The organism is Pelatocladus sp. BLCC-F211 (assembly GCF_041928655.1).
In the GTDB taxonomy this organism is placed as follows: Bacteria; Cyanobacteriota; Cyanobacteriia; order Cyanobacteriales; family Nostocaceae; genus Pelatocladus.
In genome coordinates, this window is record NZ_JBHFLM010000028.1 from 81,866 (window position 1) to 102,001 (window position 20,136).

Consider the following 20,136-nt stretch of genomic DNA (forward strand, 5'->3'; position numbering starts at 1 on the left):
AAATTGAGAGGCTTGTACCCTTAATTTATTAATTACGAATTACGAATTAGTAATTATTTTGGCACCCCCTACGAATTGGATGTTTTTTTATTTGGAAGTCACTAATAGCTTATAGGATAGCTGCCGTTGACGTCGAAGAATTTTACTCTTTCCAAATCAAATCGGCAGCTATTTGATAGTAAATTTTAAGTGGTTCCTAACGAGATTGTTGGGAGAAGCTAGCATTTTGGAATATAGTGTCACATTTATTTTCCACAACTATGCAAATACTGCTTAGTGCTTGTTGATAGCTTTCCTCGTCATCTTGCTCAAGAGAAATTTTAGCAGCCATTTGCAAATCTTTTACTGCTTTACTCTGATTGGTGCGAGATTCGTTACCACCATATTGGGCAAGTTCATGATAAACAATTCCTCGCTTCAGATACACTTTTGACAATCGCGGATTGATGTTTAATGCTCTGCTAAAGTCACCAATGGCTTTAGTATATTCTTGGTCAAAATTGCTGCTATATTGGGCAATTTGATAGCGGACAAGACCTAACTGATAGTGAGCTTCTGCTCTGGATGGACTAAGATTGATTGCTTCATTAAAATCAGCGATCGCGTGCTGATAATCTACCTGAGAATCACCGCTATATTTAGCCATTTGAGCGCGGACAATACCCCTTCTGATATAAGCTTCTACTTCATTGGGGTTTAAACGCAGGGCATTATTAAAATCAGCAAGAGCTAAATTATAGTTTTTATCTTGGTCAGTGCTATATTCAGCTTGCATGTAATAGACATTGCCACGATTGACGTATGCTTTTACTTCTTTAGGGTTGATTTTTATTGCTTGATTGTAATCAGCGATCGCGGCGTCGTAATCTTTGAGATTATAGTGAGAATTGCCCCGGTTTACATAGGCTTTAGCGTTTTCAGGTTGTTGTTTAATTGCAAAGGTAAAGTTCTCAATTGCTTGCTCATAATTTTTGACTTTGTAAGCAGCATGACCTTGTTTGTAGTAATCTGCAAAACTCAGTTTCAGATTATGATCACGAGATTCAATTAAACTTTGTTGAGCTAACGAATCTTTACGTAGATAGCTACTGGTCAGATCCTTAGTTAAATCCAGATAGAAAAACGTACCAATACCAAATAAGGCAAAAATCACAGAATACAATCCAGACCGATTATAACGTCTATAAACACTAACCTGGCGTGGGGGTACGGGAGTGTAATAGCTATTTTGGTGGAAGGAAACAGTTGCGGGTTGTGGAAAACGGCGAGTTTGGGTAGAACGCCTTCTCGTGGAAATACGAGGTTTGAGGTGTTCTCTGGTAGCGATTACCTGTGGAGATGGGAAGGGGTCGCGTCCTCCTAATCGAAGACTACGTTCGCACCAAGGGCAAATTTCTAGGTGGCTACTGTAACGGTGTTGTGCGTTTGTACTACAACTTACCAAAGCATCTTCCGCTTCTGCTAAGGCTAATACCCAACTTTGAGCGCTAGGACGCAACAGAGGGTTGCTATGACCATCTTCAAAACAACGTAAAAATAGTTCCTGCAAGCTGGGATGGAGAATTTTCCAAGGAGGAGCGATTGGGGTAGGTACGTAGGGTACGCTGCGGTTTTGACTATATGTAAAATGACCAGCTGCGATCCGTGCTTCGTAGGGTGGTGGTTCACCTGCACCTTGGAAGATACCAGAAAAGGGATGAGTTCCTTCCATCAATAGTTGGAAGATGAGTACTGCTAAACCGAATAAGTCATGGGGTACAGCGCGATCGCACTTAGCAAAGGTTTTATTCTGTAGTTCTGGGGGAGTAAATTCTGGTTTCCCGACCGGACAACGATAAACAAAATCATTGTCAGGATCGCGTACTTGGAATGAGTCTGTGTCTACGACTGTGACTAAGGCGGTGTCGCTCACCAGAATATTGGACTCATTCACGTCACCTACACAATAGCCACTAGCGTGTAAAGCTGCAAAGGCGGCTGCTAAGTTGCGAGCGGTGCGGAGCAGATATTGATAGCTAAATAAAGGACAGTGTTGTCGCCGGGTTCTGGGGTTGTAAAAGTCGATAATCGGACGCATTCCCCGAATCCGAGGCATTAAAAAACCGACGATGCGATCGCTACCATCTGCTGCTCGCAAAAGTTCTGTTGGCCAGGCAATGGAAATGTGTCCTAGACTAGCCGTTGGGTTTTCTGGTGGGTGATTGAGCATCACTTCCAGCTTTCGTGCCTGTACCTCAGATGGTTTGTGATAAACCTTGGCGACAGCACTCGCGTCAGTTGGCACTGTGTAAATACAAGCTTCACCGCCACGTCCTAAACTGACAGTGAGGTTAAGATGAGAAATTTGTTGGTTGGGAAGACAACGTAGTACCTGCATGATATATTTAATGTTAGGGAAGGTGTATGTAATTTTAAATAGCAATACTATTGCTAATTTTGTTAATCAGTTAATGCTGCTATTACCAGCGTTAAGTCATCATCTGTACGTTGGGTAATCCTATCTGAACGTAAAAACTTTACAAGTTGCTCTTTGGCGATGATTTTGTCCTCAGCACTGGCGACAAAATCGAATAAGGGAAAAAAGAAAGGTTTGTGAGGTACGCTTACAGCCATATTCATCGCTAGCAATTGTAAGCCATCAGTGAGAACACCAATATTGACAACCGGGTGACGCCACAGCTTTACTTGTACTTTTTCCATTGCAGTGGGAGAAACCAAAAAAGTGGTTTCGTTCATGTATTCACCATTATCAGGCATAGTTAAGGCAATCAAGTTGCCCAAACTATCCTTGGCGACTGCGACACCATCGCCGATCTGAGCTACTGCTACATTTTCGGGTGTGGCGACTAGAACAATTAAGGTGCTTGCTAAATCTTGGGGTTGTTTATTACAAGCAGCAGCTTCTGCTTCTACTGCTTTTCTGGCGGCTAGTATGGCGTCAGTTAGGAGCGATCGCGCAAAACCATCATCAATTAAAGCACGCCGGGAAACTTTCTGATGAGCAGAAATATTAGCTACTGCCGTTTCTGCTGCAACCATTGCTCCAACTTTCCCTAAAATTGCTGAACCCGCGCCATCTGCTGCTGACACCACCAAGACATTTTCAGGCAAGATTACAAAGTGGTGAGCGTCCTGACACAGCTGCTTATTTTTAACATGGCTTGTGCCACATACTGATGCAGCTACTACCCGCCATTGAGGTGTCTTTGTTGAAGTTTTCATAAACTCTAAATATTCCAACAGCTGTGTAAGTACAAAATATGCAATCTTACATCAAACAGAACCCCAACCAATCGGAGGTAGTGCCACCTGCTCATCCACTTTAGAATGAGAAACCGCTGACATACTGGCAGATAACCAGACAAACAGCTCGACAAAGTTTAATCCCGTTAGCTTTAAGGGGGTACGTACAGCTATTTGACTTAAGCGTGCCATATTAGCATTTTCCACACCTACCGTAAAAAAAGCAACACGTTTATTTACTTCATCTGCTTGCAGTCGTTTTGCGGCCTGATCTACCAAATTATCTGCTTCACCTTGCGGTTCTCCGTCAGTAATCATGAACACCCAAGGACGATAGTAAGCAATACCATTAGCGCGATACTGAGCTTTGCGTTCTTGAATTAAGTCCAAAGCTTTATGGATACCAGAACCCATATTCGTTAGCCCCTGCGCTGTGAGTATGGGCGGATTGAACTGGTCGGCAGTCACGAAGTCTTGTACGATGTTGATATGACTATCAAAAGTAACTATTGCTACCTCTACTCTTCTGGAAGCCAAGGAATTTTTAATTAATTCATCCCTAAAGCTCAGTAATCCTTCATTTAATGCATTGATTGCCATTCCTTGCATTGAGCCAGACGTATCAAGTAGTAATACGCAAGGACAACGTGGTTCTGGGTTCTCAGCAAACTCAACGACTTCATCAAGTCTTAATGTATCGGTCATAACTTTTTGTGTTATACTAAACTTAAAACTACTATTTTCCTTGCTCTCAAAAAGTATATAGTTTCTAGGTTTGCAAGACTACCTAGATGCTTTTGGATTTTAGATAGTTTACTAGTTATTAAACAATTAGCAATACCCAAATTACATAAAGGTTTCAAAAGTATTCCTTAAGAGTTAGTGCTGTAAAAGAGAAGTTACTAAGGCTTTGCATTGACTGTAGAAGCTTATTTAAAATAACTTATACATATAATTTATAGAATACAATAACTGCGTAACTGAAGCCGGTAGGATATTTTAAAGATTTCATGTAGAAGATTCGTTTTTTAGGTAAAAGTAATTAAACATTATTAGCATTCTCATCATTAGTTGATGGAAACTATATCAAAAGACGGAACAAGTCAAAGCAAAAACTTCAAAAATTTGTTGCAGCACCTATACAAAATTTAACAACTCTCCTGAGAGTAGGTTTTATAGCTTGTAAGATATACATGACAAGTAGAAAAATATTTTTGCAAAGAAATTAGAAATAACAAAATGCAAAACTCGCCGAAGAATGCGAATGCTCATACAAACTGCTATTTTCCCGTAAATTCTCCAAGGAAATGAATAATTACGGCACATTCACAAATCTACGTCCTCTAAGTTTGTTAAGACAATTATCCAACTGTTCTGATAGTACTCATTTACAAGCGCTGAGTAACTCAGTTACCTGGTCTATTTTTCTTGATCAAGGCAAAATTACATTTGCTACCCATTCCATCGAACCCTTCGATAGACTAGAACGTCACTTGCGTCGCCTCAGTCATCGGATTCCCACCCTTAGTAGTGAAATTCGTATTCAATTACGTCTACTATTTGAACCAGATTCTTATACTCAGTCAACAGAACTGCATAATTCAATTTCTGAAGAATCTATTAGTGATCAAAGACCTTATGAATATCAGGCTATTTGCTGGTTAGTCAGTCAAAAACATCTCAACCCTACCCAAGCAGCCGTACTACTTCAAGAATTGGCAAAAGAAGTAATTGAATCGTTTATCTTAATCAAACAAGGTAATTATGAATTAAAAGAAAATCCAGAACGGATGCCAATCATTTGTAGACTTGATGTTGGAAAACTGCTAGAACGTTGTCAAGGCAGGTTACAAGATTGGAAGTCTTTCGCACCGCATATTTCATCTCCGTATCAGCGTCCATATTTGCGTGTGAAAACCTTAAGTTCACAAACAGATTTACCAGAAATACAGCAAAATCTCAGTGAATGGATGAAAGGTTTTAGCCTACGTCATCTCGCAGTGATTATGAATCAAGATGAAATCCATGTGCTGAAAACGCTGTATCCATACATCTTAAATGGGGCAATTTTATTGCATGAACCAGATCCGCCCTTTGATAAATTACCTAAAACCTTTGAACAAATAACAGAAACCGATCAGATAAATTTATTAAAAAAACAAGAATTAGCAGATATATCTTCTGTAGAAAATAGTAATACAAAAACTCAAACAATTTCTGACGATTTATCACAGGTTACTCAGGCGAGAAGAAAAAAATTACAAGAATTTACAAATCCCATTAACATTAACCCAAATCTGCAACAAGCTAATCCTGCTCCTACCAGTATCCGCAAAAAATATAAAATTGTTTCTATAGATGATAGTCCAACATTTCTGAGAGAAATTAGCCGTTTTTTAGAAGAAGAAAACTTTTCGGTAATCACAATCAGCGATCCACTCAAAGCAGTCATGGCAGTGATTAGACATAAACCAGACTTGATTTTATTGGATCTGAATATGGAAGGAATTGATGGTTATGAATTATGTCGGATCATTCGTAATAATTCGATGTTTAAAGAGACACCAATCGTGATGGTTACAGGTAGCAAGGGAATTGTAGATAAAGTTAGAGCCAAATTTGTCGGAGCATCGGGATATTTAACAAAACCATTTACGCGTGCAGATTTACTGAAAATGGTATTTATGCATTTAACATAAGAATTTGATCAAGAATCCAGAGTCAAAAATTTTATAGTTGTGAATTCGCATACTTAATTGATTTAATTTTATTTTATACGATTAAAAATATAATATGGATGAGGAACTTAGGCGATTAATTCTAAAATAGTCTTTGCATTCTGAATTTCAGTTCTGATTTCGCACAAGCACACATTCCATGCGTATTTCTCTTAAATGGCTACGGGAACTAGTCGAGGTAAAACTTAACCCGGAAGAATTAGCAGAAACTCTGACAATGGCAGGGTTTGAGGTAGAAGATATTGAAGATCGCCGCACTTGGGCAAATGGTGTTGTGATTGGGAGAGTGCTTGAACGCCAACCCCATCCCAATGCTGATAAATTAAGTGTTTGTCAAGTTGATATCGGAACAGGAGAAACTCTCAATATTGTCTGCGGCGCTCCTAATGTCCGGGCAGATATTTATGTGCCTATTGCAACAGTAGGTACTTATCTACCAAATATCGATTTAAAAATTAAACCTGCAAAACTGCGTGGTGTCCCATCCAATGGCATGATTTGTTCTTTGAAAGAACTAGGTTTACCAACTGATGTAGACGGAATTCATATTTTTACCCAAGAGAATCTGCAATTGGGTAGCGATGTGCGTCCTTTGCTGGGTTTAGATGATGTTATTCTCGATGTGACTGCTACTGCTAACCGTGCTGATGCTTTAAGTATGGTGGGTATAGCGCGGGAAGTTGCAGCGCTGACAGGTGCAAAAATAACTATTCCAGAGCCTAGTGAAGTTTCAGTTTCGCAAGGTGCAGGAAATTTAGTTATTAAAGTAGCTGATACGCAAGCTTGCCCCGCCTATATTGGTACAGTGATTGAACAGGTAAAAATTGCTCACTCTCCTGATTGGTTACAACAGCGTTTACGGGCTGCGGGAGTCAGACCAATTAATAATGTAGTTGATATTACTAACTATGTATTGTTAGAATGGGGACAGCCATTACACGCATTTGATCGCGATCGCCTGGTTTCCATCGCCGGAAGCGAAAAAGTAGCCATTGGTGTTCGCTTTGCTAATGCTGGAGAAACCCTCAAAACCCTAGACGGACAAACTCGTACCCTCACCACCCAAAACTTACTGATTACCGCCAACGATAAACCCGTTGCTTTGGCTGGTGTGATGGGTGGCGAAGACAGCGAAGTCCACGCAGGTACACAAAACCTAGTATTAGAAGCAGCCTTATTTGATTCCGTAGCGATTCGTCGCTCTTCCCGGAGCGTGGGTTTAAGAAGTGAATCTTCATCTCGATACGAACGAGGTATAAATAGCGCTGGGTTGGAAATAGCCACACGCCGCGCCCTGAGTCTGATTACCGAACTCGCTCAAGGAAATCTTGTGACTCAGGAAATTTCCGATACTCGCCCCGAACCATCAACTTGGACACGTTCGATAGAACTACGATTAGATCGGGTGAATCAAGTGTTGGGGCCTGTTGATTCTGGTAAGCAACCAACAGAACTACAACCTGAAGATGTAGAACGCACCCTGACTGCATTGGGATGTCAACTAACTCCTGTTGGTGAGCGCAAATGGACAGTGACAGTACCGCCCTACCGTTACCGCGACTTAGAACGGGAAATTGATTTAGTTGAAGAAATTGCTCGTCTCTACGGCTACAATCGTTTCTGTGACACCTTACCAGAAAAGTCAGAAGCTGGTTATCTGCCTTTTGATGTGGAAATAATGCGTCAATTACGCGCATGTTTGCGAGCAGAAGGTTTGACAGAATTAATGCATTACTCCTTAGTCAAGCCAGGAGAAGATAGACAAATAGCGCTGGCAAATCCTTTATTTGTAGAGTATTCAGCCCTACGCACAGATTTAATAGCTGGGTTAATAGATGCTTTTGTGTATAACTTAGAACAAGGCAACGGGGCGCTCAACGGTTTTGAAATTGGACGCATTTTTTGGCAAGAAGAAACCGGATTGCAAGAAGCAGACGCCATAGCTGGGATTTTGGGAGGCGATCGCAGAACTAGCAAGTGGACAAGCAGTGGACGCGAGCAACCCATGACTTGGTATGAAGCCAAAGGTATTTTAGATAGTGTATTTCAGCGTCTGAGTTTGGAGGTGGAATATCAACCAGATTGTCGTGATCAGCGTTTACATCCAGGTAGAACCGCCTCTTTATGGATTAGAGGTAACAGACTTGGTATCTTTGGGCAGTTACATCCCCAACTGCGACACGAAAGAAGCTTACCAGAAGCAGTTTACGTGTTTCAATTAGATTTAGATGTGCTATTGGATGCACTAGATCAAGATGAAATTGCCGTACCCACATTCAAGCCTTATTCTACCTATCCAGCTACAGACAGAGATATTGCCTTCTTTGCACCTGTAAAGGTGACAGTTGCCGAAATTGAAAAAGCAATTACCAAAGCAGGTAAAGATTTACTCGAATCTGTAGAACTGTTTGATCAATATCGTGGCGAACACGTACCCCAAGGACAACGGAGTTTAGCATTCCGCCTCATTTATCGAGCAAGCGATCGCACCCTCACTGATGCTGAAGTTGAACCCGTGCATCAAAAAGTTCGCGATACATTGGTCGAAAAATTTGGTGTTGCTTTGAGAAGTTAATCATTAAATAGTAGGGGCGAAGGCTATTTGCCCCTATTATTTACTAAAAATCTTGGGAATATACAACATATGGCAAAATACATCATGTGGGGGACTTACTGTGAAAATGTCCTCGAAAAACGCGCTCCCTACCGCCAAGCCCATTTAGATGGATTAGCAAAACAAAAAGAATCTGGTGTCCTAATTACCATTGGCCCTACCAAAGATTTAACAATGGTTTTTGGTATCTACGAAACCGAGAACGAAGATGCTGTACGCCAATTAGTGGAAAATGATCCCTACTGGCAAAACGGAATTTGGACTGGATATTCTATCAAAGAGTGGATTCAGGCATTTTAAATCTCAGGCAAATGGCAGAAGGTACAAGCATTAGAGAGGGAGTAATATTTTAATATCTTTCATTTCCTCACTTTTTTGTACGGTTATCATGAAAGATTTCTCATGCAAAAAAACTAGCAATTGCCTAGACTAAAAGTATGGTCAAAAACAACTATCTCAACTTTGACTATTTTTAAATCACTGATGTTTAGTTGAGAAGGAAAGTCGATGAACAAGATTTTTAAACGCGCATTTTTACCTGGCTTACTAGCCACAAGTTTAGTTGGTGCTAGCTTTGTTCCTGCTAAACCTGCTTCTGCTGATGAATACATACTACAAGACCTCGGTATTGGAGCCGGTGCCGGTGTAGTGACTGGTGCGATCAGAGGACGTGGTTCTGTAGTAAACAACGCTGTGAAGGGTGCAGCGGCTGGTGCTGCTGTCAACGCCGTTCATGGTACACGACGCCAGTACCAAAACCGTCAGAAGCGTAATGTGGTTCAAGATGTGGGAGTCGGTGCAGCGGCAGGCGCCGTAACTGGTACAATCCTACGTGGTAATACCAGACATGTTCTTGGTGATGTAGTTGATGGTGCAGCCGCAGGTGGAGCCATTAATGTCCTCACTAATGGAAAAAGGCAGTAATTTAGAAATTAGCTGCTTAGAGTAAGGGCGCACAGCCATGCGCCCACCCTAAATTGTGCAATGTTAGTCTTCTTCTGCGGCTGGTAAGGGGAATCTTTCACCAGCTAGATAAGCAGCAAAATTTTGTTGGAAGTAAAGCCAAGAAGTCATGTCTTCGACATCCAAAAAGGATTTCGGAGCATTTTTGTATAGAGGAACACGAGTATTTATTTCATCTTTGAGCAGTTGGGGTAATGCATCGAAGCCTTGGACTTTGCTACCGTAAGCACTGTAGATTAGATAACCAGAGCGATCGCCCATTTTCATCCAGGGTAGCCATTGACCAATCCTATCCCAACTTAATCTCAGTTGAGAAACTGAAGGTAGTTTCAAATTAAATAAATCTGTGGTGGGAACTGTAATTTTAAATAACTCTGCTGCTTGATAAGTGGATTGAGGAGTATATTGAGCTAATTTAGCATCTTCTATTAAGGGGTTAGGATAGGTAGGAAATATATCAAATACAAAAGTTGCACTTTCACCATCTATCTGCGCTGGAAACTTGCCTTTAAAATGACCTTGTACTGGGTTATTAGCGACGTGCATGACTGGAACTGTTTCTCCTGTCCAAGGATTATCCCATTTATGCAAAATCTCTTCTGTTTCAGGGTTGAGGTAATAAGTCAGTTCCCTGGAGGTAAAATCCCAGCAATCTGCTTCTGTAGGAATGCATCGGCTCACACTCATGCCGACCATTTTAAATAAGAGTGTCCGTTTTTCACCTGGGACAAAAGCGTATATTTTACCTGTCCAGCTTAAAAAGCTTGATTCGGCAGGATCAAGGGACGAACGAGTTTTCACCCACTGTGATGCTTCTAATTCTTGAATTTGGGCAACCATTTTGTGGCTCCTGACTAATAATTAAACAATACCTTTTTTAGTGAAAGATTTGTTGTAGCCCACTTTTGGGTAAAACGGTAGTGTTGTTTGTGTATGGTCTTGTCATTGGAGATGATAGTTGATGATGCCTACTGAAAGTTAAGAGTCTATAAGAAATTGTGAATTCCGAATTCGGAATCTATAATCCCAAATCCTGGACAGTATAGACTTTTGACTGCCTAAAAAGGCTATTTTTTGGGGGGTGAATAATATTTATTAGTAAGGGAATATATGTAGTAGGGACGCACAGTCGTATGTCCTTATGCTTATCTAGTAAAAAACTTTTTATGACAAACCAGAACATTAAGATGCTATTCGTCGTCTACATTTTCTATTCCTGAGCAATTTCCCTCATTTTAGGAACTTGGTATGTAAAATTAGTGTCATCAATAACACTGAGAAACTTTTAGACAATCATCTAATGAAAATGCCAAGGAAAGTAATAAAATTGGGAATAAAAATCTCATTTATCATTGCCAGTATTGCGATCGCATCGATAGTAAAAACGGTAGCATTTGCTGACGAAACACCACCACCCATATTTGGTGATGTCAGTATTAGTCCGAAATTTCTTCCAGATCCTTTTCAGGTTCGCGGAATGAGTGGGGGTTCATTACCAGGAAATCAGGTTGTCGCTAAAAGAGAAACGTCTACAGGAGCATGTACAGGATTTGTTGATCAAAAACCAGACCATCAACTTGAGTTAGGAAAAAAATTCGATTACTTGAAGCTGCAAGTAGATAGTCCGGAGGACACAACATTGATTATTAGTGGTCCAGGTGGTACTTGGTGTAATGACGATTTTGATGGTAAAAATCCTGGTATAGTTGGTGAGTGGCTACCTGGAACCTATCAAATTTGGATTGGTTCCTATAACAGAGATGAGTATTTTCCTTATACTCTGAAAATTACGGAAGCAAAATAAAAAAACAGGGTGCTATAAATCCTGAAATAATAGCCCTGTTTACAGTTATCGCCATTCCTCTCTCTATTCATTCAGGCGACGTCTGTTGATTCGCCGCTACACCCTCTATGCACGTAACAATATTCATAACTCTCTAACAGCGATCGCTTCGAGATATTGTCCAATTTTTGATTTCTACATTAGGAAGTTTGGCAAAATTATAGAAGTACAAGAAGTCACTACTAATTACTAATTATTTACGCAAATATGACATTAGTTGTTGCTACATTTTATAAGTTTGTTAAACTGCTAGATTACGCTGAAAAACAGCAATCTTTGTTGTCTTATTGCCAAGCACAAGGTATCAAGGGAACTATTTTACTAGCCCAAGAAGGTATAAATGGTACGATCGCAGGTTCTCGTGAGAGTATTGATTCAGTATTATCTTTTTTGCGGTCTGATTCTCGTTTTGCTGACTTAGAACATAAAGAGTCTATCGCTGAAGAGCCACCTTTTCAGCGTTTGAAGGTACGCCTGAAAAAAGAAATAGTCACTATTGGACTACCTAATATTGACCCCAATGAAAAAGTCGGAACTTATGTTGCTCCCAAAGATTGGAATAGGATAATTTCTGATCCAGAAATAGTTTTAATTGACACTCGCAACGATTATGAATTCAGTATAGGCACTTTTAAAAAAGCTCAAAATCCTAGCACTGAGTCATTCAGACAATTTCCAGAATATGTAAACAAGCACCTTAGCCCTACTCAGTATAAGAAAGTAGCACTATTTTGTACTGGTGGTATTCGCTGTGAAAAAGCTTCTTCTTTTATGCTTTCGCAAGGTTTTCAAGAGGTTTATCACCTTAAAGGCGGTATTCTCAAGTATTTAGAGGAAGTTCCTCCAGAGGAAAGTCTTTGGGAAGGAGAGTGTTTTGTCTTCGATGAACGAGTAGCTGTGAGTCACGGGTTAGAACTTGGTTCCTATGAGATGTGTGTTGGTTGTGGACACCCAATTTCGGAAGCTGATAAAACTTCTCCTCATTATGAAGAAGGTATTAGTTGTCCCTACTGTTTTGATAGTCTCACCCCAGAAAAAAGAGCAGGTTTAGAGGAGAAAAAGCGACAGATCACAACGGGAAAATAGGGTACAAAACAATTCAAAATTCGGCGTTGTAGAATAAAAATATGAATTAGTGCGATCGCATGAAGCAAGAATCCCACGTGCTTATAGCCGTGGGAGTATCAATAAACACTTAGCTAACGCCAACTTCATTCCAACTCAAATACGGTAATTTCGCCGCCGTCGCCCGAATTTGCTCTGCGTGGGCTACTAATTGACCACAAGCATCCCAGGTACCGGAAACAAACATATTTTTCGCACCTTCTCCAATGGAGATGGGGGTAGAAAAATCACCACATTGCACCTGCATGGTTTTTAAGTTTACTGTCACAGATGCTTGGGGATTGGCAGTGATGATTTCTTGCAGTTGTTTGATGATAGTAGAATCAGCAGTAACGCAAGGAATACCCATCGCTACACAGTTGCCAAAAAAGATTTCGGCAAAGCTTTCACCTACTAATGCTTGAATACCCCATTTAGCGATCGCTTGGGGTGCATGTTCCCGTGAAGAACCACAACCAAAGTTACGGTTAACGACTAAAACCTTTGCCCCTTGATACTGCGGTTGGTCAAAAGCATGTTCCCCTTTGAGTGCAGCGCGATCATCAGCAAATACATGCTCACCCAAGCCATCAAAGGTAACACAGCGCAAAAAACGGGCAGGAATGATGCGGTCAGTATCAATGTCATCACCTACCAAAGAAATACCACGTCCGGAAATTGCTTTTACTTCGCTTACCATAAGAAATTTTGGATTGAGGAGTAGGGTAAAAATCAAGCTTTGTGTCTTTGTGTCTACCCGCAGGGTAGACACGAAGTGGCTTCTGTTCCCTGAAAGGGTTCCCGAAGGGTAAGTAGCCGCTGGCGCGTCTATGTGGTTCAAACAGATGTTTTATTAACCACCAAGACACCAAGACACTAAGAACTAATTCAACAACTCGCGTACATCGAAAACTTCACCTTTCACCGCCGCCGCTGCTACCATTGCTGGACTCATCAACAAAGTACGACCAGAAGCAGAACCCTGGCGACCTTTGAAGTTACGGTTAGAAGAAGAGGCGCTGAGTTGCTGTCCTTGGAGTTTGTCGGGGTTCATGGCTAAACACATTGAACATCCTGGTTGACGCCATTCAAAACCTGCGGCTTGAAAGATTTTATCTAGCCCTTCTGCTTCAGCTTGTTGTTTTACCCGTTCGGAACCAGGAACAACAAAAGCTTTGACCCCCTCAGCAACCTGACGCCCTTGAGCAACTTTAGCTGCTTCTCGCAAATCGCTAATTCTGCCGTTGGTACAGCTACCGATAAAGCAGACATCGACTTTTGTACCGAGTATGGGTTGACCAGGAGCTAGATCCATGTATATGTAAGCTTCTTGGGCAATTTGGCGGTCTTCTTCTGCTAATTGTTCGGCGGAGGGTACCAACTGGTTAACGCCAATACCTTGACCGGGTGTAATACCCCAAGTCACAGTGGGAGGAATTTCGGTGGCGTCAAATACTACAACGTCATCATACTCAGCATCAGCATCACTCTTGATTGACTCCCACCAAGCAACTGCTTTCTCCCAATCTGCCCCTTTGGGAGCAAAGTCTTTACCCTTAAGGTATTCGTAAGTGATTTGATCTGGATTAATGTAACCACAACGCGCCCCACCTTCTATGGACATGTTACAAACGGTCATCCGCTCTTCCATGTTCATTTGCTCAAAGGTAGTACCTGCGTATTCGTAGGCGTATCCCACACCACCTTTTACACCAAGAGTACGGATGATATGCAGAATAACATCTTTGGCGTACACACCTGGTTTGAGAGTACCGTTAACTTCAATTTTGCGGACTTTGAGTTTAGATAAAGCCAGGGTTTGGGAGGCGAGAACGTCGCGGACTTGGCTAGTACCAATACCAAAAGCGATCGCACCAAATGCACCATGAGTTGAAGTGTGGCTATCTCCACAGGCGATCGTCATTCCTGGCTGGGTAAGTCCTTGTTCTGGTGCAATTACATGCACAATACCCTGATTCCCAGAACCGATATTATGAAAGGTAATGCCATTTTCTTGACAGTTCTGCTCTAGCGCCTGCATCATTTCTTCTGCTAGCGTATCAGCAAAAGGACGTGCCTGATTGGTTGTCGGTACAATATGGTCTACTGTAGCGATCGTCCGTTCTGGAAACAACACCTTTAAACCCCGCTCCCTCAACATCGCAAAGGCTTGGGGACTAGTAACTTCATGAATCAGGTGTAGCCCTATTAATAGTTGTGTCTGTCCTGAAGGAAGTGTACCAACAGTGTGTAAATCCCAAACTTTGTCAAAAAGTGTACCTTTGCTCATACTTGAACCTGTTTTAAGCCGTCGCATTTTTTAGATGGTATCAAAAATAGTTAATCACCCACCGATAAGCGAAATGCTTATGGCGAAAGGTTTTTATTACCTTTCTGAACTTGAAAGGTTATATTACAGTTGGATTACGCCTGTTGCCTTAATCACTACAATAAAGAAGTCAGTTAATAATGTCCAATATATTTTAGCCCTATAACTAATACGTAAAAAATATATATGAGTTGTATTGAATTTAAAAAAACTCAGCACACTTTCTGTTCTCCATTTCCTGGTTCAACTAACTAAGTTTTTAAATTCAACCGGATTCCCAGATATATTAAATACTCCTGATAACTACTTACATTTCACTAATAGTTATCAGGAGCTTATATTCTGGATAAAAATTTATGTTAAAGTTTGCTGTTGTAAAATCCAGATAATTTCCTGCGATCGCATCTACAATTTTCCACAAACTTTGTTGTTGAGAATGGGAGTAGATATATTGTTGAGAACAAGACCTACCCAATCTATGGGACTACAGTAATTGGTGTTCCTATATCGACCTGAGCAAATAATTCTTGAACATCCTTGTTATACATACGAATACAACCATGGGAAGCTGCTTTCCCAACTGATTCAGGATCAGGAGTACCATGAAAACCAATCCAATTAGTACCATCTGTCCAAAATCCAATCCAGTAGGGACCAAGAGGATTTTTAGGACTTCCCCCTGGGATAGATTCGCCTGTAAAAGGATGCATCCAAGCTGGATTTTTTGTCATATTGAGTACTTGAAAATTACCACTAGGAGTTTCCCAACCTGGACGACCAACTGCAATCGGATAAGATTTGATTTGAGTTTTTCCTCGATATAGAATTACTTGACGTCGGCTAATAATAATCTTTAAGTTAATAGGCTGTTCTATAGAATCTGCTGAAGATTTTGCTTCAATTTGTGAGTATGCTGTGCTAGTAAATGGAACTTCTGTGACAATATTTAGCACAACACTGATACTAGCAGTCACAACAACAGTAGCAAGCTTTGAACACAAACTTTTATTGTTGTTTAAGCTCATTTTTTTATTCCAAATAAAAAATATTAGTCGCGAAGAAATTTACAGAAGTTTTAACAAAAAAATTTAGAAGCTTTATTGAGAGAAATCCAAAAAACAGATTATTCAACTTCTGCATTTAATGCAATTTCTTTTCCTTGTCTCCCTTGTTCCTTCCAACGCCTATATTTCTTAATTGGAAGTCCCTTATATGTAAGTAACTAGGTCAACCACAAGAATTTACTAAATATGGAACTTTATTATTAATATTTATTTCTATTGATTAGTTGAGCGTCTGTCTCAAGGTTAGTGTCAGATTACATTATGTTGTGATAAAAAAAACAGATTTAATGTTGCATATATCAAAAAAATCAAACCTTGTATCCTCCGATTCAAGGTAAAGTTGCTGAATATGGGGAACATCGGAATCTGCAAGTCGCAGCTATGTCTTTTGTGCTTTTCTATAAATATTTCTAAAATTCATTTCCACAGGTAGTGACATAGTGTATTAATCTTGGCGTCAAATAAAATCAGAGTTAAAGTAGATGCTTATGGTGACTACAACTTTTCACGCACTCAAAGAATGGGCAATTACTGTCACTGCTTTAGAAGCAGGGAAAACAATCATGCTCCTTCGCAAAGGGGGTATTCACGAACGGAATGGACGCTTTCAAGTAGTTCATGACGAGATTTTGCTCTACCCAACTTACGAGCATCAACAACCTTTTCTACTGAAGCCTGAGTATGCTAATCTTGTTTATCCCGTGACATCTGGTTGGCATCCAGAGACAATACGCATCGGTAGCTGGGCAAAAATTACCGATATTTTTCCAGTTTGTGATGAATCAATAGTCAATGCTTTGCTTCCCTTTCATATTTGGAACGAGCATTTTATTAGCGATCGCCTGAAGTGGAAAGCGCGTCAGCCATTATATATTATGCTACTGCGGACATACAATCTATCCCAAGTTCGGGAAATCCCTTATCTACCTGAGTATGGTGGTTGTAAGTCATGGATTGATTTGGATGAAACAATTCACATACAAAATGCAAAACCAGCTTTGTCAGATTCCACTTACTATCAGTTAGTAGCGGAAATTCGTGATATCGTTGGTGACAAGTTTTATGTCCCTGCTTTGGAATAAGCTACGTATACTAAAACACAGACACGTAGCTGATGTAAGTTCTTATCTGGCAGAGTTCCAGTTATTCTAAAAGTGCAACTCAAAATTTTTAAGCAGCGGCAATTTTTTTATCAGCCGCGCTTATGAATTTATTCAATTTTTTAACTAAAGCATCTTAGATAATATTAGGATTCATATTTAATTTTTGCTGGCGTAGCCTGCGCTCTGCGCTTAAAAAACTTTGATAAACAAAAAATCGTATTTGTCGATACACCAGTTTTATTTTACAGCACTTAACATTAGTGGAACACAAGTGTTGTTTATTGCTGTCTGACTATTTATGAAGGTGCGTAATTTTGACTCAGACTCAAGAAAAAATTATATGAGTATATGCATCTGGAAAACTAGGCAGAAAAGTACCCCAATGGGGTGATGTTATACTTGACAAAAGTCTGTCATTATGCATCTACTATATAAAAAATACAAAGGAGTTTACTATGCAGCAAAGAATGTGCTGGCTATCTACCTCTGGTGAAAATGAGACTAAGATTTTGCATTTGCAAACTGCACCTCATCAACCATGGCGTCCTTACACAGCTTTCCCTCAATATGCAGTACCAGATTATAAAATCCCTGGGGGTTCTAGAGGTTGGGCAACTTATCAGAAACTTTTAAAAGCAGGTTGGACTTTAGTTCCTACTGCATTAGCCAACGAGTTTTCTGTATCTAAGGCTCCCGTAGAGCTTTAATTTGTAGTTTATACATTTATAATTTTTTCCTATACCCTTTGACTAAATAATCAATCCCCGTGATTCAGTGCCAACGACTACAGCGTATGCTCCGAAATTAATGGGCTGACACGCCATCTCAGGATAAAAGATACCACCTTCACAAATCACGGGAATAATTAAATTTTCTACCATCTGCGTGAGGAGTTCCCAATTGGGGAGAGAAAGATGGTTAGTACTAGGAGTGTAGCGAAACAGATTCCTAGCATGTCTGCACCAAAAGCAGATTTTAAACTTTTGGGATGCTCCCAATCCAAAATCTCAAATCTCAAATCTAAAATCCAAAATCTAAAATTGAATGACTGGCTCTGGTTGAACTGGTATCCAAACTGTAAAAATTGAACCAACACCAACAGTAGATTCTACTTCAATTCGCCCCCGATGTAGTTCTACAAGTTGTTTAGTTAATGCCAAACCGAGTCCCGTACCTTCGTAACGGCGGCGGTAAGGGGTATCTAGTTGATGAAACTTTTCAAATAGCAGTGGTAACTGTTCTTGAGGAATCCCAATACCAGTATCTTCGACTTGAAATACAGCCGTATCATCTTCCATCCACAGGCGTAAAGTCACATTTCCAGCTTCAGGCGTAAATTTGATCGCATTACTTAAAAGATTCCACAAAATTTGTTCTACTCTTCTGACATCAGCAGTAAAACGATCACCTTTTTGATCGACAAGTAACTCTAGTCTCAAAGTTACTTGCTGGCTGGTAGCTTTTTCCAATAACGATGCAACTATATTTTCAGCTATTTTTACCAAAGAAAATTCTGTAATATTTAAAACAGCCTTACCTGCTTCAATCTGGGATAAATCCAGAATATCATTAATCATTTCTAACAAACGTTCACCGCTATCGTGAATGGTTTGCAGGTATTCTCGTTGGCGTTGATTTAAATCTCCAAAAGACCAACGTAGTAAAGTTGCAGACATACCAATTACGTAGGTCAAAGGAGTCAGTAGTTCATGGCTGATGGTAGCAAGAAATTCACTGCGGAGGCGGCTAGCAGCTTCAGCCGCGACTAAAGCGTCATGTAGGGCTACAGTGCGTTCAACTACTCTTTGTTCTAGAGTGTGTTTTTCTTGAGTAAGCGATCGCATTAACTCGGCTTGATGAATTGCGATCGCTAATTGTTCCGCAACAGAAGTTAAAAGACTTTTTTCACTTTCATTCCAATTATGTGGTGTATTGCACTGATGAGCAATTAATAGCCCCCAAAGTTGATCTTCAAAGACAATTGGGGCGATAAACTTTGAGCGGACTTTAATAGTTCTTAAAGCATTCAATAAACACTCTTCTAAAGCATAAGTTTTTTCGACATCATCGACAGCGACAGTAAATCCCTGGCGATACTTTTCCCACCACGGAGAGTTAGGTACAAAGCAGTATTCTTCTCTATAATTCAATACAGAAGGAATAGTATCGTCAATCCGGGATTCATAAATTACACAACTCGAAGATTGTCCTAAATTCAGTGAAGAGGAAAAATTTGAGGCGTGTTTTTTTTCTTCACCAAAATTTGGAATCCCGAAACAAAAATTTCCACCGTTTAATGATGGATAATTTGCTTGTCTCGGCTTTGAGTCGCTCACATCACTGAAGAAATTCTCTGAGGAAAATAGCCCAGAAGGCAAATTATTATTAGTATTCAAATTCTCACGACTGTTGAAAAGCTGTGTGACTTGTGGATAAACTAACTTGCAAATTACTAACCGATCTAATTCTAAAAACTTTCGCACCTGCTCAATTGCTGTTACCATAATTACCGACAAGTCTAGACTTTGACGAGTCCGAGTTGTAATCTGATTCAATAGCCGCTCTTGAGCAAGTTGTTTGTTAAGGGCATCCTCCACTGGCTGACACACAGAAGCAACAGGAGTTGTTGAAGCTTGTGGTTGTATTACTTCCTGATTTGACTGTGGCAGGAAAAAATCTAACAATAACAGCGTAAACTGACTTTGGAGTTTGACATCATTAGGAGTAAGCAGTTGACAAAAAGAATCAATTTTCTGGTGTTGGGGAGAATTGTGTGCAAATAAATCTCTGATATTTGTCAGGAAAGAGGCGATAGCTTCACAACTAAATGTTAACTTGACATCCAACTGTTCCCAAAAATCTCCCCTTTGCTCTGGAAAACCTACCATCAAAGCACTAAAACCCTTAGAAATGACAACTGTAAATCTTTGCGTCTGCCATTCTTCAGGTATACTAATTCGCTTCAGCACAGCTTCTGTCAGAACCACAAACTCACCTTCTACTGCTTGAGCCATTTGCTCTAACAATTCGCCAAGCTGATTAAATACATCTAAAGGCAAGGTGCGAGAAAAGCTCAAATCAGGGGAAATCAGCATGTTCCAAAATTCGTGAAAATGAAGCTAGGTGCAGTTGTTT

The 20,136-nt window shown here is 40.2% G+C and carries 17 protein-coding genes; 8 read left to right on the top strand and 9 right to left on the bottom strand.

Annotation, left to right across the window (positions count from 1 at the left end; translation table 11 throughout):
* Window positions 1–196 precede the first annotated feature (196 nt).
* From ACE1AT_RS02490 to ACE1AT_RS02500, 3 genes are all read right to left on the bottom strand, one after another.
* On the bottom strand, window positions 197–2,377 hold the full coding sequence (locus ACE1AT_RS02490) for a tetratricopeptide repeat protein (protein WP_374865737.1): 2,181 nt from the start codon (window positions 2,375–2,377) through the stop codon (window positions 197–199).
* A 62-nt stretch (window positions 2,378–2,439) separates the two neighbouring features.
* Window positions 2,440–3,222: a PP2C family serine/threonine-protein phosphatase gene (locus ACE1AT_RS02495; protein ID WP_374865738.1), complete on the bottom strand. Its 783-nt coding sequence runs from the start codon at window positions 3,220–3,222 to the stop codon at window positions 2,440–2,442.
* 51 nt (window positions 3,223–3,273) lie between these two features.
* Complete coding sequence (locus tag ACE1AT_RS02500) at window positions 3,274–3,948, bottom strand: VWA domain-containing protein (protein WP_017312264.1); 675 nt, start codon at window positions 3,946–3,948, stop codon at window positions 3,274–3,276.
* 602 nt (window positions 3,949–4,550) lie between these two features.
* On the opposite strand from ACE1AT_RS02500, the gene ACE1AT_RS02505 reads away from it, so the two are divergent.
* From ACE1AT_RS02505 to ACE1AT_RS02520, 4 genes are all read left to right on the top strand, one after another.
* Window positions 4,551–5,942 carry a response regulator gene (locus ACE1AT_RS02505; protein WP_374865739.1) on the top strand — a complete coding sequence of 464 codons (1,392 nt, stop codon included), beginning with the start codon at window positions 4,551–4,553 and terminating at the stop codon, window positions 5,940–5,942.
* 178 nt (window positions 5,943–6,120) lie between these two features.
* Window positions 6,121–8,556 (top strand): phenylalanine--tRNA ligase subunit beta, encoded by a 2,436-nt coding sequence (gene pheT / locus ACE1AT_RS02510; protein ID WP_374865740.1) that lies wholly within the window; start codon window positions 6,121–6,123, stop codon window positions 8,554–8,556.
* A 69-nt stretch (window positions 8,557–8,625) separates the two neighbouring features.
* The gene (locus ACE1AT_RS02515; RefSeq protein ID WP_374865741.1) at window positions 8,626–8,895 is read left to right on the top strand and encodes a YciI family protein; all 270 of its coding nucleotides are present in this window, start codon (window positions 8,626–8,628) and stop codon (window positions 8,893–8,895) included.
* A gap of 207 nt (window positions 8,896–9,102) precedes the next feature.
* A complete protein-coding gene (locus tag ACE1AT_RS02520) occupies window positions 9,103–9,519 on the top strand; it encodes a hypothetical protein (protein WP_374865742.1) in 417 nt (138 codons plus the stop codon).
* A 63-nt stretch (window positions 9,520–9,582) separates the two neighbouring features.
* Here the strand turns inward: ACE1AT_RS02520 and ACE1AT_RS02525 are convergent, their stop codons facing one another.
* Window positions 9,583–10,398, bottom strand: coding sequence for a DUF1838 domain-containing protein (locus ACE1AT_RS02525; protein WP_374865743.1), 816 nt, complete (start codon window positions 10,396–10,398; stop codon window positions 9,583–9,585).
* A 466-nt stretch (window positions 10,399–10,864) separates the two neighbouring features.
* Here ACE1AT_RS02525 and ACE1AT_RS02530 point away from each other — a divergent pair, with 466 nt between their 5' ends.
* A complete protein-coding gene (locus tag ACE1AT_RS02530) occupies window positions 10,865–11,362 on the top strand; it encodes a hypothetical protein (RefSeq protein ID WP_374865744.1) in 498 nt (165 codons plus the stop codon).
* A gap of 246 nt (window positions 11,363–11,608) precedes the next feature.
* Window positions 11,609–12,487 carry a rhodanese-related sulfurtransferase gene (locus ACE1AT_RS02535; RefSeq protein ID WP_374865745.1) on the top strand — a complete coding sequence of 293 codons (879 nt, stop codon included), beginning with the start codon at window positions 11,609–11,611 and terminating at the stop codon, window positions 12,485–12,487.
* 109 nt (window positions 12,488–12,596) lie between these two features.
* Here ACE1AT_RS02535 and leuD read toward each other — a convergent pair whose 3' ends face one another.
* The 3 genes from leuD to ACE1AT_RS02550 all read right to left on the bottom strand — a co-directional run bounded on the left by leuD (window position 12,597) and on the right by ACE1AT_RS02550 (window position 15,859).
* Window positions 12,597–13,205 (bottom strand): 3-isopropylmalate dehydratase small subunit, encoded by a 609-nt coding sequence (leuD, locus tag ACE1AT_RS02540; protein WP_374865746.1) that lies wholly within the window; start codon window positions 13,203–13,205, stop codon window positions 12,597–12,599.
* A 183-nt stretch (window positions 13,206–13,388) separates the two neighbouring features.
* Complete coding sequence (leuC, locus tag ACE1AT_RS02545; RefSeq protein WP_374865759.1) at window positions 13,389–14,795, bottom strand: 3-isopropylmalate dehydratase large subunit; 1,407 nt, start codon at window positions 14,793–14,795, stop codon at window positions 13,389–13,391.
* Window positions 14,796–15,310: 515 nt separating this feature from the next.
* Window positions 15,311–15,859, bottom strand: coding sequence for a L,D-transpeptidase (locus tag ACE1AT_RS02550; protein WP_374865747.1), 549 nt, complete (start codon window positions 15,857–15,859; stop codon window positions 15,311–15,313).
* Window positions 15,860–16,386: 527 nt separating this feature from the next.
* Here ACE1AT_RS02550 and ACE1AT_RS02555 point away from each other — a divergent pair.
* Both ACE1AT_RS02555 and ACE1AT_RS02560 read left to right on the top strand, forming a co-directional pair.
* Window positions 16,387–16,980 (top strand): DUF1802 family protein, encoded by a 594-nt coding sequence (locus ACE1AT_RS02555; protein ID WP_374865748.1) that lies wholly within the window; start codon window positions 16,387–16,389, stop codon window positions 16,978–16,980.
* A 488-nt stretch (window positions 16,981–17,468) separates the two neighbouring features.
* Window positions 17,469–17,708: a hypothetical protein gene (locus tag ACE1AT_RS02560; RefSeq protein ID WP_077166363.1), complete on the top strand. Its 240-nt coding sequence runs from the start codon at window positions 17,469–17,471 to the stop codon at window positions 17,706–17,708.
* A 42-nt stretch (window positions 17,709–17,750) separates the two neighbouring features.
* Here the strand turns inward: ACE1AT_RS02560 and ACE1AT_RS02565 are convergent, their stop codons facing one another.
* Together ACE1AT_RS02565 and ACE1AT_RS02570 are read right to left on the bottom strand one after the other, a co-directional pair.
* Window positions 17,751–17,882, bottom strand: coding sequence for a hypothetical protein (locus ACE1AT_RS02565; RefSeq protein ID WP_374865749.1), 132 nt, complete (start codon window positions 17,880–17,882; stop codon window positions 17,751–17,753).
* Window positions 17,883–18,035: 153 nt separating this feature from the next.
* Window positions 18,036–20,096, bottom strand: coding sequence for an ATP-binding protein (locus ACE1AT_RS02570; protein ID WP_374865750.1), 2,061 nt, complete (start codon window positions 20,094–20,096; stop codon window positions 18,036–18,038).
* Window positions 20,097–20,136 lie beyond the last annotated feature (40 nt).